The organism is Tranquillimonas alkanivorans (assembly GCF_900115595.1).
Lineage (GTDB): Bacteria > Pseudomonadota > Alphaproteobacteria > Rhodobacterales > Rhodobacteraceae > Tranquillimonas > Tranquillimonas alkanivorans.
Genome location: NZ_FOXA01000020.1, coordinates 25208 through 41084 on the forward strand (window position 1 = coordinate 25208; position 15877 = coordinate 41084).

General features: G+C 66.5%; 13 protein-coding genes. 2 read left to right on the forward strand and 11 right to left on the reverse strand.

Features of this window, described 5'->3' with window-relative positions; translation table 11 throughout:
• Positions 1 to 45: 45 nt before the first annotated feature.
• The 6 genes from BM162_RS17445 to BM162_RS17465 form a co-directional block, all read right to left on the reverse strand.
• The gene (locus BM162_RS17445) at positions 46 to 864 is read right to left on the reverse strand and encodes an adenylate/guanylate cyclase domain-containing protein (RefSeq protein WP_093424668.1); all 819 of its coding nucleotides are present in this window, start codon (positions 862 to 864) and stop codon (positions 46 to 48) included.
• Positions 861 to 1763, reverse strand: coding sequence for a hypothetical protein (locus tag BM162_RS17450; RefSeq protein ID WP_093424670.1), 903 nt, complete (start codon positions 1761 to 1763; stop codon positions 861 to 863). Before BM162_RS17450 ends, BM162_RS17445 begins: the two co-directional genes overlap by 4 nt.
• A 28-nt stretch (positions 1764 to 1791) precedes the next feature.
• Complete coding sequence (locus BM162_RS17455) at positions 1792 to 4131, reverse strand: pyridoxal phosphate-dependent decarboxylase family protein (protein ID WP_093424672.1); 2340 nt, start codon at positions 4129 to 4131, stop codon at positions 1792 to 1794.
• 65 nt (positions 4132 to 4196) lie between these two features.
• Positions 4197 to 6095, reverse strand: coding sequence for an alpha/beta hydrolase family protein (locus tag BM162_RS17460; RefSeq protein ID WP_143096196.1), 1899 nt, complete (start codon positions 6093 to 6095; stop codon positions 4197 to 4199).
• A gap of 311 nt (positions 6096 to 6406) precedes the next feature.
• Complete coding sequence (locus BM162_RS22930; protein WP_177215234.1) at positions 6407 to 6556, reverse strand: hypothetical protein; 150 nt, start codon at positions 6554 to 6556, stop codon at positions 6407 to 6409.
• Between the two features lie 148 nt (positions 6557 to 6704).
• Positions 6705 to 8894, reverse strand: coding sequence for a cyclic nucleotide-binding domain-containing protein (locus tag BM162_RS17465; protein ID WP_143096197.1), 2190 nt, complete (start codon positions 8892 to 8894; stop codon positions 6705 to 6707).
• A gap of 207 nt (positions 8895 to 9101) precedes the next feature.
• Between BM162_RS17465 and BM162_RS17470 the strand changes: the two genes are divergently transcribed.
• The gene (locus BM162_RS17470; RefSeq protein WP_093424677.1) at positions 9102 to 10340 is read left to right on the forward strand and encodes a glycerophosphodiester phosphodiesterase family protein; all 1239 of its coding nucleotides are present in this window, start codon (positions 9102 to 9104) and stop codon (positions 10338 to 10340) included.
• Positions 10341 to 10404: 64 nt separating this feature from the next.
• Here the strand turns inward: BM162_RS17470 and phnE (BM162_RS17475) are convergent, their stop codons facing one another.
• Genes phnE (BM162_RS17475) through phnD form a run of 4 tightly spaced genes read right to left on the reverse strand, consistent with a single transcriptional unit; the run spans position 10405 to position 13817 of the window.
• Positions 10405 to 11208, reverse strand: a complete 804-nt coding sequence (gene phnE / locus BM162_RS17475; protein ID WP_093424678.1) for a phosphonate ABC transporter, permease protein PhnE — start codon at positions 11206 to 11208, stop codon at positions 10405 to 10407.
• Positions 11205 to 11996 (reverse strand): phosphonate ABC transporter, permease protein PhnE, encoded by a 792-nt coding sequence (gene phnE / locus BM162_RS17480; RefSeq protein ID WP_093424680.1) that lies wholly within the window; start codon positions 11994 to 11996, stop codon positions 11205 to 11207. Before phnE (BM162_RS17480) ends, phnE (BM162_RS17475) begins: the two co-directional genes overlap by 4 nt.
• Positions 11993 to 12778: a phosphonate ABC transporter ATP-binding protein gene (phnC, locus tag BM162_RS17485; protein ID WP_093424686.1), complete on the reverse strand. Its 786-nt coding sequence runs from the start codon at positions 12776 to 12778 to the stop codon at positions 11993 to 11995. The genes phnE (BM162_RS17480) and phnC overlap by 4 nt, the downstream gene beginning before the upstream one ends.
• A gap of 58 nt (positions 12779 to 12836) precedes the next feature.
• Positions 12837 to 13817 (reverse strand): phosphate/phosphite/phosphonate ABC transporter substrate-binding protein, encoded by a 981-nt coding sequence (gene phnD, locus BM162_RS17490; protein ID WP_093424681.1) that lies wholly within the window; start codon positions 13815 to 13817, stop codon positions 12837 to 12839.
• Positions 13818 to 13978: 161 nt separating this feature from the next.
• Here phnD and BM162_RS17495 point away from each other — a divergent pair, with 161 nt between their 5' ends.
• Positions 13979 to 14827 (forward strand): DeoR/GlpR family DNA-binding transcription regulator, encoded by an 849-nt coding sequence (locus tag BM162_RS17495; protein ID WP_093424683.1) that lies wholly within the window; start codon positions 13979 to 13981, stop codon positions 14825 to 14827.
• Positions 14828 to 15598: 771 nt separating this feature from the next.
• Here the strand turns inward: BM162_RS17495 and BM162_RS17505 are convergent.
• A partial coding sequence (locus BM162_RS17505; protein WP_143096198.1) for an integrase core domain-containing protein occupies positions 15599 to 15877 on the reverse strand: 279 nt, incomplete at its 5' end.

Genomic DNA, 15877 nt, shown 5'->3' on the forward strand with positions numbered 1-15877 from the left:
ATCCCTGTGCCGCCACCCGGCTGCGAAGTGCCGGCGACGAGGCCCTCAGGCCTGGCGGAGGGGCGCGGCCCGCACGCGGTCGCCAATGCCCTTCAGGTCGTAGGACCGCAACTCGGCCGGTTCGACGCTTTGGCCCGCCGCCTCGAGCGCCCGCTCGCTAATTAGGACTTCACCGGCATTGGCAGCCGCAGCGAGCCGCGCGGCCACGTTCACGTCGAAGCCGAACGCGCTTACCTCCTGCATGTCGCCGTTCACCGAGGCCACGGTGCAGAGATAAGCCCGCCCCGTGTGCAGAGCCATTCCTACCGGGATTTCCTGCCCGGCGAACCGGGTCCGCGACAGCACCTCCGGCAGCCGCGTGCCGCCCTCGACCGCCTTGCTCGCGTAGTCCGGCCCGCTGAAGCCCGGCGGCCAGACGGCGATCACCGCGTCGCCCTGGAACTGCAGGACGAAGCCCTCGGACCGCCACAGCACCGGAACGATCGTCTCGCGCATGAGGGTGATGAGCTCCTTGAACTGCTTCGGCGCCATCGAGGAGGAGAGCGTGACCGAGTTGCGCAGGTCGCAGAAGAGCATCGACAGGTCGACCTCGGCGCCGCCGGGAAACGCTTTCAGGAAACCGTCGCAGGCATTGCAGTAGAACGGATTGCGCGAGGACGGCGCCAGTCCCGTCCGCCGCGCGATCCAGCCGCCGAGACCGGTGAGCGGCGCACGGCACATCTTGCAACGCCCGCGTCCCGGCAGGAGCGAATAGCGTCTCTGTTTGCCGGTCAGCACCGGGTGCCCGAGCTGGAACACCTGGTACCAGAGTTCCTCGTTCCCGTCCTCACGCGTGAATTCCCCCGTTCCCGGTATCATGTTCATCTTAGCAGGTCCCTTGGCGTGGCACTCATCATCAGCGACGTTTCGGGCGGGCAGACGTCCATGCCCTCGCTGTTGCAAACCGCGGTCGCGGCAAGGACGGTGCGTCCGGCCGTGACCGCACGCGTCTGACCCATCCCGCGGTAGAGGAGATCGAGCTTCTGACCGTCCGCGAAGGGCACGCCGCAGGGCACGGTCGGGGCGCCCGTCTCAACGTCCTTCAGTCGAAGAGCCGGGACCGAGACAACGATCCCGGCCTCGAGCAGTGGCGCGTCGAGCCAGTCCGGCGCCTCGCGCAGGCTCATGACGTGGTCGTAATCCGGGCCGAACATGGGGGCTTCGAAAGGTCCGGTGCTCAGCCGTGCGGTCTGCAGGCTGGTCATGTGCGCCTCGCCGTGTTCGCCCCAAAGCAGGTATGTCGCGAAGTCCGGCTGGCTGAGGTGATGGGCAAAGGGACGGAAGGTGACGATCCGCTCCACCTGCACCTCGATGTCCGCGATCAGCGGGCGCGTCCGCTTCTTGTCCCACGGGAAGAAATGCGGCTCGGCCTCGTCGGCCTCGGTAAAGGGGGGCAGACCTTGGAAGACGTTTCCCCGGAAGCTGCGCACGCGCCGCGCCGGCAGGTCCGGGATCATGAAGAGATCCTCGTCGCCGTCGTCGTTGCAAAGCATGAAGGTATCGGCCGGAAACCGGGCGCGTGCCGAGGCCAGCTTCGAATGCGCCTCTGACGGCAGCGTGATTTTCATCACCAGCTGGTACTTATGCTCTTCGTGGTGGTACTGCGTCATATGGACCGCGAAGACCGCTTTCTCGCCCACCAGCGTGAAGGCATGCTGATGCGGAACGTTTGTGACAAAGTCCGACGGCCTTGCGTGATGATGTGCGGTGTGCTTGTGGAGCATCGGGCGTTTTCCCGTCGTTGAGGATGCGTCAGGCGGGCTCGGGCAGGCCGTGTCGTCGGCGCAGGTCGCCTGCGACCTGGAGCGCGGTGCGCTTGAGCGTGTCTGCCAGTTCCGGCGTCCGGTCACCTTTTTGCGTCGAGGTCATGAACGGGTTCTGCTGCGTCGAGACGAGGAACTGCACCGGCAGTCCGGGCACCGGAGCGGCACCGCAGCGTGTGGCGAAATCGTCGACGAAATCCTGTCCGTAAGTGCCCGGCTCGAAGCTCGACGCGGTCACGAACAGAGGCGCCGAGGGGACCTTGTCGCCACCGAATTCCTGCACGGACAGGCGCTTGAACAAGGTTTCGTTCAGTTCGTTCATCAGCTCCAGATCCCGGTTCAGGCCGTCGCCGGTACGAAAGTTCAACGTGTAGGCGCAGATCGTCTGGTCCGATCCGAGGCGGCGGAACAGCGTCATCAACTCGCCGTCGTGCAACAGCTTCTCGACCAGCGCGTCGTCGGCGACCGGGGCGATCTGGCGGGCAATCAGCTGTCGCTGCTCCTCGATCTCCGCCGCAGTGCCGCCGTCACGCTCGGCCGGCAGGCGCTGGAACGGCGTCAGCGTCACGGCATCCTCTGGTCCGAAGGCGGCCATCAGGGCGCAGAAGAAGCGCTTGGAGTTGAACATGCACTTCGCGAGCAGACGGCCATACCCCGCCTGGTCGGCCGGAATGACGGCGTGCGACAGGTAGACGGCTGCCGCCGCGGCGCCCGGCTTCGACCCCTCTATCCCGTAGACGCCGACGGTCGGCACGGTGCCGCCGTGGAAGACGACCGGCGCGGTGAACGTGACCACCTCGCGCATCGCGCCATTCCGGTAGACGAGGGCGCCCGCGGCGTAGGGCACGAAGCCCGCCTTGTGGGGGTCGACCGTGATGGTGTCGCAGCGAGGAAAGGCTTCGTATTGGCGCGTCACGTAGTCACCCAGCATCATGCCCGGTCCCATGCCTGCATCGTGCGCGAAGAAGACGTCGTCGAGGTCCGGCCGTGCTTCGGAGCCCTCGTGCGCTTCCTGCACACCCAGGTATCTGGAAAGCAACCGCGCCTCCTCGTCGGTGCCGCGAAGGCCGCGCGCCTCGATCTCGCGCTCCAGCGCCGAGGGGCGCAGCATCGCGGCGAAGTAGCCGCCCCAGGCGCCGTCGGCATGCAGGGTGAACTCAAGGCCCATCTCGCGGTACTCGTCGCGGATGTCAGCAATCTCGGACAGCGGGTCGACGGCGCTTTCCTCGGTGGTCCCGAGGACAGCGACGACCTCGAGCACGGGACGCTTTTCGGCCAGGCATCGGTCGAGGTGGCGGCGCAGGTCGGCGGTGTCCATCCGCCCGTCGAGGTCGACGCGCACAGGCAGCACGCTCGTCCGGCCGAGCCCGACGAGCGAGGCGCCCTTCGGCCAGGAGTAGTGCGCGGTCGCCGGCGCAAGGATCACGGGCGCCGGCGTGTCGGGCAGGAATCTCCGCGCAAAGTCCATCATCCCCATATCGGCCACCGTCCGCCCCTCCATCGCCGCCGCGATGGTGTCGGACGGAATGCCCCCCGTTGCGGCGATCCGCTCCGACAGCCCGATAGCCTCGTCCACGGGCAGGTTCAGGAGGTCCCAGGTCCTGAGGTCGAGAAGCCGCCTGCGCCGCCCGTCGAGCGTGCGGAGCGTGACGCCGCGCGCTGCCTTGAGCCGGTCATTGTGGCGCACGGCGTCCGCGAGGGTGACCGGCAGATACTTGAGGTTCCGCGCCGCCCAGATGGACTCGGCGTTGGCGACAGAGCCGTCGCAGGTGATGTGGCCCCAGGGCCGGGGCAGGTCGCTCTCCTCCTCGGGGTTGCGGAAGCCGAGCATGCGGCAGAGGTCGTCGCAGACCGACATCTCGAGCAGGGTCGTGACCGGAGAGGCCTCGGCCGCCACGTTGTTCTGGTTATAGAGAAGCCCGACGAAGTGCCCGATCACGGCGGGCAGCGTCGTGTCCCAGTACATGTGCGACTGGTTGCGGTAGCTCGACAGAGGGATCGACCCGCGCAGATGCGCCAGCACCTCGTCCAGCCGCGCGTGCAGCAGGCCAATGGCGTTCCTGCGGGCATCGTTGTCTCTGGCGAAGACGGCATCGGGGGCCATCCTCGGATCGTCCGGCGCATAGGCGCGGCGGGCCTCGAGGTGCGAGGAGATCGCGTGCTCGATCATCTGCCGCAGCACGGCCTCGTTCTCTCCCTTCGGGCCGAGGAACCAGGCCGATGGCGTGCCGACGGGGACCACCCGGTCGAGGCTTAGCTTGTCGGGATGGCGCCGACGGAAAGCGTCCATCGATCTGTGCAGATCGTGGCTGCGGTGGCGGTCGGTCACGGCGTCCTCCCTCTTTGTCGTTCCCGGCGCCGGAAGTCCGATGCGTTCTCCCCCGGGGGCCGGCGTCAGGTGTCTGCGTCTCCCCGGTTGCGAAGCTGGGGCGCCTTCAGCGGTCCGTCCGGCGTGAAGCCGAGGATCATGCCGTAGAACGACAGCTCCTCTTCGACGGACCCTACGATGGAAGACGTTCGGCGGAAGCCGTGGCTCTCGGCCTCGTAGAACTCGTAGGCGTGCGGCAGCCCGCGCGCCTTCATCTCGTCGATCAGGACCCGCGCTTGCTTTGGCGGCACGACAGGGTCCTCCGTCCCCTGAAACAGGATGATCGGGCAGTCGATCCGCTCGGCATGGAAGAGCGGCGAGCGCTCGCGGAAGAGCTTCGAAGCCGACGGATACGGGCCGAGCAGCAACTCGGCGTAATGCGCCTCGAGCTTATCGGTGACGCGCGCGATCATCTCGAGGTTCGAGATCCCGTAATAGCTGGCCGCGGCGCTGAGCAGATCGGTGAAGGTGGCGAGCGCGAGCGTCGTGTAGCCGCCCGATGAACCGCCGCGGGAAAGGACGCGATGGGGATCCGCTTTGCCGTCGCGGACGAGGGCCGCGACCGCGCCGAGGCAATCCTCGACATCGACCTTGCCCCAGCCGCCATAGATCGCGCGCCGGAAGCTCCGGCCGAAGCCGGTGCTGCCGCGATAGTTGACGTCCAGCACCGCGAAGCCGCGCGAGGTGAAGAACGGGATCGTCAGATCGAGCGCCGGCTTGGCCGCGCCGGTCGGTCCGCCGTGAATGACGACGATCACCGGCGGCTTCTCTTCCTCGGGCGCCTCGAAGTGCGGGTTAAGGGGCGCGTAGTGGAAGGCGTGCGACTGGCCGGCTCCGTCGGGGCCGGACCGGAAGGTGATGGAGCGCGGTGCGCGGATGCATGCCTGCACGTCCTCGTCGAGCGCGGGTCTCGTTGCCCGGACAAGCTCGGTCTCGCCCGTCGCCAGGTCCATCCGGTAGATCGCGGCCGGCGCGGTGAACGAGGCTCCAACGAAGACCGCGGCGCCGTTGCCGATGTGCAGGTGCTCGATCGACGAGAAGGGCGTGTCGACAAGCTGCGTCTCGCCCGTCTCCGTGTTCACCCGCACAAGCGTCCACGTGCCGTTCCGGCTCATCGCGGCGACGACTTCGGTCTCGCTGACGAAGCCGTAGGACGACCCGCCCAGCTGCCAGGCGGGGCCCGCGAACTCGGCGGCTTCCCGCGTGACTGGCGCGAGGCGCCCATCCTCGGCGCGGCAGATATTGGCCCAGCGGTCGCCGTTCACTTCGACCCGGTCCGAAACGGCGTGGAGGCGTCCGGCCGGCGACCAGAGCGGCTGCACGACCGCTTCGTCCGAGAACCGCATGAGGCGCTGCAGCACCGGGTTGAGCATCGGGTCGACGTGCGCGGCAGGCGCGCCGGCGACCTTGTGTGGATTGCGGAGCGCGCCGGACGGGTCGATGTCGGCCACCCACAGCTCGGTGCCCTCCCAGGGCATCGACGGATAGTTCCAGGTGATCCAGGCCAGCTTCCGGCCGTCGGGCGACAAGCGCGGCGCGGCATAGAAATCACTGCCCTGCGCCAGAATGCGCGGTGGCGCTTTTGCGGCCAGGTCGAGGGCGATCAGGGACTGGGTCGGCTGACCGTTCGTGACGACATTGGTTTCTTCCATAACGGCATAGACGACACCCTGGGCCGGATCGATCTCGAGATCGGCGTAGCTCGCGGCGACCGGCGGCGTGATTGGCACCGGCAGGGCGCCGGGGTCCTGGCGGTGAACCCGCTGGTCTCGTGTCTTTGGGAAGGCGTCGGCCGAGTACTGCGTGAAGACCAGGACGCCGCCGCGCGACGCCATCGCCCCGCCGCCGTAGGAATTGACGGTCGTGCGGGCGTCAAACCATCGCGGTAGCACGTCCGTCGCCGCGCCGCCCGGGGACCAGCGCATCACGGCGCTCCGCCCGCCTTCGTCGGGCCGCATCTCGATCCAGGTAATGACATCGCCGTCGAGGCAGATCTGCTCAATCTTGCGGGCGCCTTCCGCGAGAGCGGACGCGGGAATGGGTGACGCCCATTCTCCGTACGCGCGTGTCTGCCGTGCCTGCCCCATACGAGTTTTTCTGAATCGATTAACAAATTTACGCCAGGGAAGGCTAAAGCAGATCATTACGTTACGGCAACACTTGTCGTCGGCTCATCTGATAAAATGGGCCGGCCCGGGAAGGCCTCGGACCGGTGCGGGCGCCGGGGAGGGGACGGTCAGCGCCGCGTCTTGACCCCGGGCAGCGCACGCATGGGGCCCGGGTTGAAGTGTTCTGCCTCACGCTCCGGCTGCGCCTTCCTGCGCGATTGGCGGCGGGCGTCAGTGCGGGTCGCGGTCATGAAGCTGTCGGCATAGATGTTGAACATGGAGCCTCTCCTGTCTGGGGGCCGTGCCTGGTGCGGGCTCGACCGGCTGATGGAGATACTGTTGCCCGAAAGGCCGGTGCGATCTGTGACGCGGCTCACACTCCGGGTCGGAAACTTTACTTCCCGGTCCGGGCGGCCGCTCTCGGCTTCAGTCGAACTGGTGAAGCATTGCGCTGGTGCGCAGGAGTTTTCCCGCCAGCTCCGTGGCCATCATGCGGTGCCACAGGGCGGCGAGTTCCGGGTCGATCCGGAACAGGTTCTCCAGCTGCGCCGCACCCATGCGGTAGACCACCGCGTCCCCTTCGGCCACCACGTCCGCGCTCCGTGTCAGGCCGCTGTAGCCCGCGATCTCTCCGAGTATGGCCCCGGCGCGAAGCGAGCGTATGCGGAACCTGCCGCCGTCCGGCCCGGCGGTCTCGATCCTGAACCGGCCCGCATCGACCACGAAGACGTCCGTGTCGGTTTGACCTTCGCGGATCAGGCGCGTGCCGCCGTTCACCTGTTCCCGCGACATCGTGGAAAGCAAGCGGCGCGCCGTGTCCTTCGAGCCGGAGAGCGCCGCGAGCGCGGATGCCGCGTTCTCGGGGCCGGGACCGGCGGGCATGTCCTCAAGCAGCGCGTCTTCGACGTGCTCGAGGGCGGCATCGGCGCACGCGGCCCTTTGGCGGAAGGCCCGGCTGCCGGTCGCGTCCGAGTGACGGTCGAACACGGCCGCCGTGGCCGCGTTCATGCCGGAGAGGATGAGGCGCGCTCCGTGGGTGGCGGCGTTGCGCTCCAGCTTGAGGAAACCGGCGAGCGCGGCTGCGTCCATGCCGCTCACGTGCTTGAAGTCGAGAACGATGTAGCGCGGGGGATGGGTCGCCGAGAGCAGTCCACGGGCGCGGGCGATGACCTGCTCGATCGATCCGAAGAAGAGAAACCCCTGCAGCGCCAGCACCTGTCCCCGATGGGCATGCAGGTCGAGCCACTCGCGTTCGCGCGGCCCCCGGTCCACCGCGCTGCTCCGCCGCGACAGGTCCGCCGCGGCGGCGATCACCGGGAGCCGTGCATAGGTGACGGCGAAGATGGCGATGGCAGCAAGCAGGCCGAAACCGATCGCCGTCAGCATCCCGAACGTCGCCGAAACCAGGATGATGAAGCCGCTCAGGAACCAATCCGTCCGGGGCAAGAGGCGTCTCTGCGCGCCGAACCAGCTCCAGAAGATGGTGGCGCCGATACTAAGCAGCAGCCCGGCCGCGATGAAGCGCGGGGTGAGGGCGATGACAGGCCCGACCGCCAGAATGCCCAGAAGCAGGGTCCCGCTGCTCGCGATCGGGGCGATCCTGCTTCGGGCGCCGAAGGCTTTGGCGACGATCGCCGAACTCGACGCTGCGTAGCAGACGCTTCCGCCCAGTGCCCCCACAACGAGGTTCGCAACGCCCGTGCGAAAGAGCGTGCGCCGGGTGTCGATGTCGGAACTCAGGACAAGTTCGATCCCGCTCATGTTCAGGATCATGCTCATCACCGCAACCAGGGCTGCGGCCGCGATGACAGGTCCGAACGAGATCAGGAGGTCCGGCGCCAGGCCCAGCACCGCGCCTGCACCGAAGGCGGGATCAGGGTGCGCGGCACCTGGCCGAAACAAAATGCCGCTGGCGCGCGCCTCCTCGATGCCGATGCCGCTCAGCCCGAGGACACCGAAGAAGGTGCACGCCGCCAGGCCGAGGCAAAGGAGGGGCCCCACGCCGCGTCGCCACCTCCCCGCGAGCAAGAGCGCCCCGGCCAGTACCACGGCCGCCCCTACGTTCAGGAGTCGTAAACCGTCTGTTCCGGCGGGATCGCGCAGCATTTCCTGAAGATCCGGCGCGACCAGCCGGACCGCCGCTATCATCAGCAGAAGCCCCGTGCTGGCGAGAAAGCCGGTCGCCACCGGGTAAGGCATGAGCCGCACGATCCGCCCAAGATCGAAGACGGACAGAAGGATCATTGCCGTCCCCGCAACGAGGGCCGTCAGCCCGAGCAGCGTGAACACGGCGACAGGAGACGCCGAAGCCTCGGTCGCCGCGACGATTGCCGGCATCAATACGGCCACCGGCGCGATATGCGTTCCGACGAAGACCAGTTTCGGCGAGTCGCGCGCGAGCAGGACAGCCGCGGTCCCCACAAGTCCGGCGAACAGAAACAGCGCCGCGCCCGTCGTGCCGCCCGACGAGGCCGGCCCGGAAAACACGAGCGTGGACAGCGCCACCGCGCTGCCGATCTGGTTCAGTCCGATGACGATTCCCGCGGCGAGGCCGGCGCCGGAGCCCTGCATCATCGGCCAAGACAGCGCCGAGGGCGCAGGCGGATACGTTCTCACCGGACCTCCCGGAACGAGGGACACTCACGCAGACCCGGATCGTAGTCCACGCGGAGAAGTTCGCACAACCTGCGACCGCGATGGCCGCGCTTTCTCCGAACGAATTGCGGGAGGCTTTGCGCGAGTCATGGAGCTGTGAGAGCATCGGCGAGCCGCGCGCGACTGCGCCCCATTCCGGGCCTCCGGCGGCAATTAGGGAGGAAACTTATGAAGCGACTCTTATTCGTGGCAACAGCCATCGCTCCGTCGCTGGCCTTCGCGCAAGAGCAAGGCCCGCAGCCGGACACCGCGATGAGCTACGGGCAGCGCCCGTATTACCTGATCGACAAGATGGAGGATGGCCCGCTGAAGGAGAAGCTGGCCTCTTGCATGGGGCAAACGCCGCAGCGCACGGCGTTCTCGGTCGGGCACCGCGGCGCGCCGCTGATGTTCCCCGAGCACACGGTCCAGTCGAACCGGGCAGCCGCGCGGCAGGGCGCGGGCATTCTGGAGTGCGACGTCACCTTCACCGCCGACAAGGAACTCGTCTGCCGCCACGCGCAGAACGACCTCCACACCACGACCAACATCCTGGTCACGGACTTGGCCGAGAGGTGCACCCAGCCCTTCACCGCCGCCACGCCCGACGGGGGCGCCACGGCCGAGTGCCGGACCTCGGACATCACGCTGGCCGAGTTCCGCACGTTGCAGCCCAAGATGGACGCCGCCGACACCACGGCCGAAACGCCGCAGGAATACCTAGGCGGCACCGCTCCGTGGCGCACCGAGCTTTACACCGATGGGGCGGAGCTGATGACCCACGCCGAATCTATCGAGCTTTTCCGCTCGCTCGGCGCGAAATTCACCCCCGAGCTCAAGTCGCCGTCGGTCGAGATGCCCTTCGACGGCTTCAGCCAGGAGGACTATGCCCAGAAGCTGATCGAAGAGTACAAGGCCGCCGATGTGCCGCCCGCCGACGTCTGGCCGCAGTCGTTCAACCTGGACGACGTGCGCTACTGGATCGAGAACGAGCCCGAGTTCGGTGCGCAGGCGGTTTACCTCGATGACCGCTACGATGTGCCCGAGGGCGACGGTGGGATCGTCGACCCGAACGATCCCGCGACGTTCCAGCCCTCGATGCAGGAACTGGCGGACATGGGCGTGAACTACATCGCGCCGCCGATGTGGATGCTGGTGACGCTGGATGATGCGGGCAAGATTGTGCCTTCCGCCTATGCCGAGGCGGCGAACGACGCCGGGCTGAACATCATCACCTGGACGCTCGAACGCTCGGGCCCGCTGGCGAACGGAGGCGGCTGGTACTTCCAGTCGGTCGAGGACGCGATCGACAGCGACGCCGACTACTTCACCATGCTCGACGTTCTGGCGCAGGACGTGGGCGTGGCCGGCGTGTTCTCGGACTGGCCGGCGACGGTGACCTACTACGCCAATTGCCACGGCCTATGATGAAAAAAGGCGCGGTGCCCGAGGGCGCCGCGCCAGTTCTTTCACAAGGTCTTCGGCCTGCTGGTCAGAGAATGCGGCGGCGCAGGAAGGCCGAGACGATCTCGCCCAGGATCACCAGAACCAGAATGGCCAGCAGCACGGTCGCGGCCTCGGGCCAGTTGAAGGTGTCGATGGCGCCCTGCAGGATGATGCCGATGCCTCCCGCTCCGACCAGGCCCAGCACGGTGGACTCGCGCAGGTTGATGTCCCAGCGCAGGATGCTGACGGCCCAGAAGGTCGGCATGACCTGCGGGACGATGGCATAGGCGATGATCTTGAACCGCGACGCGCCGGTGGCTTCCAGCGCCTCGACCGGGCGCTTGTCGATCTCTTCGATCGCCTCGCCCAGCAGCTTGCCGATGAACCCGATCGAGCGGAACATGATCGCCACGATGCCCGCAACGATGCCAGGGCCGAAGATGGCCACGAACAACAGCGCCCAGATGATCGTGTTGATCGACCGCGACGACACCAGGATGAACCGGCCGAGCCACAGCGTGGCTCGGTTCGGCGTGGTGTTCTGCGCCGCAAGATAGGCCACGGGGAGCGAGATCAGGACGGCGAACGCGGTGGCGATGGTGGCGATGTTCACCGTCTCCCACAGCACCCACAGGATGGTGTCCAGGTTCGTCGGGTCCGGCGGGATCATCCGGCCGAACAGGTCGCCCATCTGCACCGGCGCGTCCCAGACCCAGGCCCAGATCACGTCGATGCTGCCGAGCGCCCAGCCCACGGCAAGCGCGCCCAGCAGGAACATGGCATAGCGCTGCATACGCTGGCGCGGGGTGAAGCGGGCCCAATCGTCCCGGTGAAGGTCTGAAAGTGTCATATCCGCTTCCTGATCTGCCCGCTCACGGCTTCCGAGACGAGGATCACGCCGACGATCACCATGGTGATGGCGAGGGCGAAGTCATAATCGTAGCGCCCGAAGGCGTTGGCCAGGGTCGAGCCGATGCCGCCCGCGCCGACGATGCCCACCACGGCCGAGGCCCGCAGGTTGCTGTCGAGCTGATAGATCGTCAGCCCGATCTGGCGCGGCATGATCTGGGGGAAGATGGCGTAGAACAGCGTCGAGAGGTACGGCGCGCCGGCGGCGCGCATCGCCTCGACCTGCCCGAAATCGATCTCCTCGATCCGCTCGGCCAGCATCTTGGCGACGAAGCCGATGGAATAGACAACCAGCGTCAGCACACCCGCGAACGGGCCGAAGCCCACTGCCTTGACGAAGATGATCGCCACGATCACGGGATGGAAGCTGCGTGCGATGATGATCAGCGCCCGGCCCAGGTAGTAGATCGGCAGGGGCGAGATGTTGCGTGCCGCCATGAAAGCGATCGGGATCGACAGCAGCACGCCGCCGAATGTGGCGAGGATCGCGATCTTGAGGCTTTCGAGGAACCCGTCGATCAGCAGCCCGCTGCGCGCGAAGCTCGGCGGAAACGCCCCGCCGAAGATGCGTTGGGCACGCTCCAGGCCCTCGGCCACCCGCGCCCAGTCGATGGGCAGCGTCGCGATGGTCCAAAGCACGTAAACCCCGACGCCCAGATAAACGGCCCACCGCAGGATCGGGTTGGCGATGAACGGCGGGCGATGCCAGGTGTCGCGCGCCGTGCTCATGACGCCTCCCGCATCTCGCCCGGCGTGCCCGCGCGGTCGGCGGCGGGGCTGCCGGAATAGATCTTGTCCATCGCGTCCTGATCTAGCTTCTCGGGCAGGTCGTCGAAGATGATCCGGCCGTAGCGCATGCCGACGATCCGGTCGGTGTATTCCTTGGCCTCCGCCACGTTGTGGATGTTGATCAGCACTGGCAGCTTCAGCTCGCCCGCCAGATCGCGCAGCAGGCCCATGATCTGCTCGGACGTCTTCGGGTCGAGCGACGCGGTCGGTTCGTCCGCCAGCAGGATCTCGGGCTTCTGCATCAGTGCCCGGACCACGCCCACGCGCTGGCGCTCGCCGCCCGACAGCTCGTCGGCGCGCTTGTCTGCGTAGTGTGCGATGCCTACCCGCTCCATCAACTCATAGGCGCGGCGGATGTCCTCCTTGGGATAGCGCCGCATGACCGCCGCCCAGGTCGAGATGTATCCCAGCCGTCCGGACTGCACGTTTTCCATGACCGTCAGGCGGTCGACCAGGTTGAAGCCCTGGAACACCATGCCGATCTTGCGCCGGGCGGCGCGCAGTTCGCGACCCCGAAGTTTGGTCAGTTCCGTGCCGTTCAGCACGATGCTGCCCGAACTCGGCTCCACCAGACGGTTGATGCAGCGCAGAAGCGTGCTCTTGCCCGCGCCGGATGAGCCGATGATCGAGACGACGCTTTCGCCTTCGATCGTCAGGTTTAGGTTTTTCAGGACCGGGTCGCCGCTGCCGTAGCGTTTGACCAGTTCGGTGATCTTCAGCATCTGGATCTCTCTGTTGCGGACCCGGCCTGTCCCGGCCGGGCCCATTGTCGTTGCCGGATTATTCCGCCGCCAGGCCCTCGGGCGTGTACTCGACGCCGTTGGCTTTCTGGATCTGGCGGATGACGGCCCACTGATCTTCGTAGGTGATCGGGATGAACTTACTCACGCCCGTGAATTCCTCACCCAGGGCGGTGCCCTCGAAGTCGAACGAGAAGAACGCCTCTTCGATCTTGTCCTTCAGCTCGGGCGCCAGATCGTGGGCATAGGTGTACGAGGTCGTCGGGAACGGGTCGCTTTCCCAAACCAGGCGTACGTCCTCGGGGTCGTAGAGATCGCGCTCGGCCATCCGCTCGACCACCTCCGAGGCCACCGGAGCGGCGTCATAGTCGCCGGCAACCACGCCCAGCATCGACTGGTCGTGCGAGCCGGAATACGTGACCTCGTAGTCCTCGCCCGGCACCACGCCGAGGTCCGGGAACAGCGCGCGCGGCGCAAGGTTGCCCGAGTTCGAGGTCGGCGAGGTATGCGCCACGCGCTTGCCGGCCAGGTCGGCGGGTTCCTGAATGTCGCTGTCGGCCTGGGTGTAAAGCTGCAGCGTGTAGCCGAAGCGGCCGTCGTCGCCGCCCATGATCGCGAAGGGCACCGCGCCGGCGAGGTTCACGGCATAGGGGGTCGGGCCCGTCGAGAAGCCGGCGATGTGCAGGCGGCCCGAGCGCATCGCCTCGACCTCGGCCGAGTTCGACTGCACGGCGAAGAACTGCACGTCCTTGCCCGTGACCTCTTCCAGGTGCTCGATGAACGGCTCCCAGATGTCTTCATAGATGGCCGGATCCTCGACCGGGGTATATGCGAAGACCAGCGTGCCGGGATCGCGCAGCTCGCTTTCGTCCGCGGGCGCGTCGGCGACAAGGTCACCGTTGGTGTCGCAATACATCGCGTCGAGCTGGCCGCGCTCGCAGTCTTCCTGCGCGAACGCCGACGTTGCCGAAAGCGCCACGGCCGCGGCCAGCGCTCCGCCGCTCAGAATGATGTCCTTCATCGGGTCTTTCCTCCTCCGTTGTCGATTTGTCCGGCTGCGAAAGCAGCCTTCGCGGGCTAGGACAGCATCGAATGTTGCGACTTGCAACAACCGAGCGTGGAAAACGTGCATCTTTCCCACTATGGTCGCCGCGAACCCGGGGTTTCGCAGAACCGTTATGAATGGCTGACTTCAGTAATTTCGACCGAAGGCTCCGCAAGAGTGAGCGGCGCGAGCGGATTCTGCTCGACCTGAAGCTCCAGCCACACGTGCGAATTTCGGACCTCGCCGTTCGTTTCGGCGTCACCACGGAAACCATCCGGCGTGATATCGAGGATCTCAGCAGGGATGGCCTTTTGCACCGCGCCTACGGAGGCGCCTCGGCACCCTTTCCCGGCAGCCATCGGCACCTCGACGACCGCCGGAAAGAGCGCCTTGCCGAACGCGAGGAGATTGCGAGGGCGGCAGCCTCGCTGATCGAAGAGGGCGAAACGCTGATGATCGACGCCGGCGCGACGACCCTGGCGCTGGCTCAGGTGTTGGCATACTCGTCGAAGTCTCTGACCGCCCTGACGAACAGCGTGCAGGTGGCAATGTCGCTCGGCCGGAACGCGAACGCGCGGGTACTCCTCGCACCCGGGCGCTTCATGGTCGAAGAGGCCGCAACTGTCGGCACCGAAACGGCCGATTTCATCGGCCGGTACAACGCCGATCGCTGTTTCATTGGCGCCTCCGGGATTGCCGTGCCCGGAGTGACCGAGGCGATCGATGAATTCGCGCCGGTAAAGCGGGCGATGCTGCGTCAGTGCCGCCAGCGGTATCTCCTTGTCGACTCTAGCAAGTTCTCCCGCGTGGACTTCTCGGTTGTAGACGGGCTTGAGTGGCTGACGGCGGTTCTTTCGGACCGTCATCCGGAAGGCGAACTGGCCAGAGCGCTGGACCGGGCCGATGTCGATGTGATCTCGACCGGCGACGATCCTCTCCCTGAAGCGGAAGAGCAGAACGCTGCAGCCTCGGCAGGGCCCCCGTGAAGCGGCCACGCACGGGCGGCAAAACAACATGCGGACGAAGCGGACTTGAGGGTGACCCGGCACTTCACTCCGCACAACGACGGCAGGAAGGCGAGGTGACCGGCGCCCCCGCGGCTTGCTGCGCGGCCGGGGCACGACCACCCGGCGACCGAGGGCCGACCAGCAGGCGTTTCACCATTTCCATGAGTTGATCATTGGAGAACGTGTGTGGATGCCCCCTGTTGGCAGGCGTGATCTTCGGTCTTTCGGCGGGGTCTTCGATCGGACGTGTGTCAGGCCTCTGAACGTGGCCTTCCATGACGCCACGGGCCGGTTCTCTGATTGCGGCCTTGTCAAGTTGGGAAGCAGTTCGTCCGTCCAGGGTCATGGTTCTCTTCGAGGTCGCGTGGTTTGCGCCTCAGCATGGTGTCCGGTGGCGGTCGTCTCCGATGTATGGATTGGGTTGTGCAGAATGCTCCGCATCCCATCGGCCCGCGCGAGATCGACCAACCTCCGCCCCTTCGGGACTTCGCTTCCCGCCGCCGGGGCGGGAATCCAGGTCAGGCTATGGCCTCCTCTTTCCATTTGAACTCGGTTTCGTTCTTCCACAATGTCAGCATCAGCACCGCGAGCTTCCGTGCGGTTGCAACGGCCGCCTTGGCAAATCCCCGTCGTCCAGCAAGTCGAAGCGCCCATCTCTTCAACGCCGAGAACTTCTGCACCCGACCGAGCAAGGTCGTCGCCGCCTTGAACAGCAGTGAACTGCCCCGTTCGAGTGGTCCAGGTTGATTGTTAATGCATTGCCCTCCTTCGGTCGACGGTGACGATGGCTTCCGGGGCAGGCGGTCTGTAGCCCAGGGCGCTATGGGGGCGGATGGTATTGTAGTGGCGCCGCCATTGTTCGATGAGGATCTGGGCCTCGCGGAGCGAGTAGAAGATCTCCCCGTCGAGCAGCTCGTTGCGGAAGCGGGCGTTGAAGCTCTCACAATAGCCGTTCTCCCACGGTGATCCGGGCTCTATGAAGGCAGTTTTCGCGCCCACGGCTTCGATCCATTCACGGACCTTTCGGGC

What these genes read in the sequence shown, in the direction of transcription:
- BM162_RS17470 (WP_093424677.1), top strand. Translation starts at nt 9,102, where the DNA reads ATGAAGCGACTCTTATTCGTGGCAACAGCCATCGCTCCGTCGCTGGCC.
- BM162_RS17445 (WP_093424668.1), bottom strand. Translation starts at nt 864, where the DNA reads ATGAACATGATACCGGGAACGGGGGAATTCACGCGTGAGGACGGGAAC.
- phnD (WP_093424681.1), bottom strand. Translation starts at nt 13,817, where the DNA reads ATGAAGGACATCATTCTGAGCGGCGGAGCGCTGGCCGCGGCCGTGGCG.
- BM162_RS22930 (WP_177215234.1), bottom strand. Translation starts at nt 6,556, where the DNA reads ATGTTCAACATCTATGCCGACAGCTTCATGACCGCGACCCGCACTGAC.
- phnC (WP_093424686.1), bottom strand. Translation starts at nt 12,778, where the DNA reads ATGCTGAAGATCACCGAACTGGTCAAACGCTACGGCAGCGGCGACCCG.
- BM162_RS17460 (WP_143096196.1), bottom strand. Translation starts at nt 6,095, where the DNA reads ATGCGCTGGTCCCCGGGCGGCGCGGCGACGGACGTGCTACCGCGATGG.
- BM162_RS17450 (WP_093424670.1), bottom strand. Translation starts at nt 1,763, where the DNA reads ATGCTCCACAAGCACACCGCACATCATCACGCAAGGCCGTCGGACTTT.
- BM162_RS17495 (WP_093424683.1), top strand. Translation starts at nt 13,979, where the DNA reads ATGGCTGACTTCAGTAATTTCGACCGAAGGCTCCGCAAGAGTGAGCGG.
- phnE (WP_093424678.1), bottom strand. Translation starts at nt 11,208, where the DNA reads ATGACACTTTCAGACCTTCACCGGGACGATTGGGCCCGCTTCACCCCG.
- phnE (WP_093424680.1), bottom strand. Translation starts at nt 11,996, where the DNA reads ATGAGCACGGCGCGCGACACCTGGCATCGCCCGCCGTTCATCGCCAAC.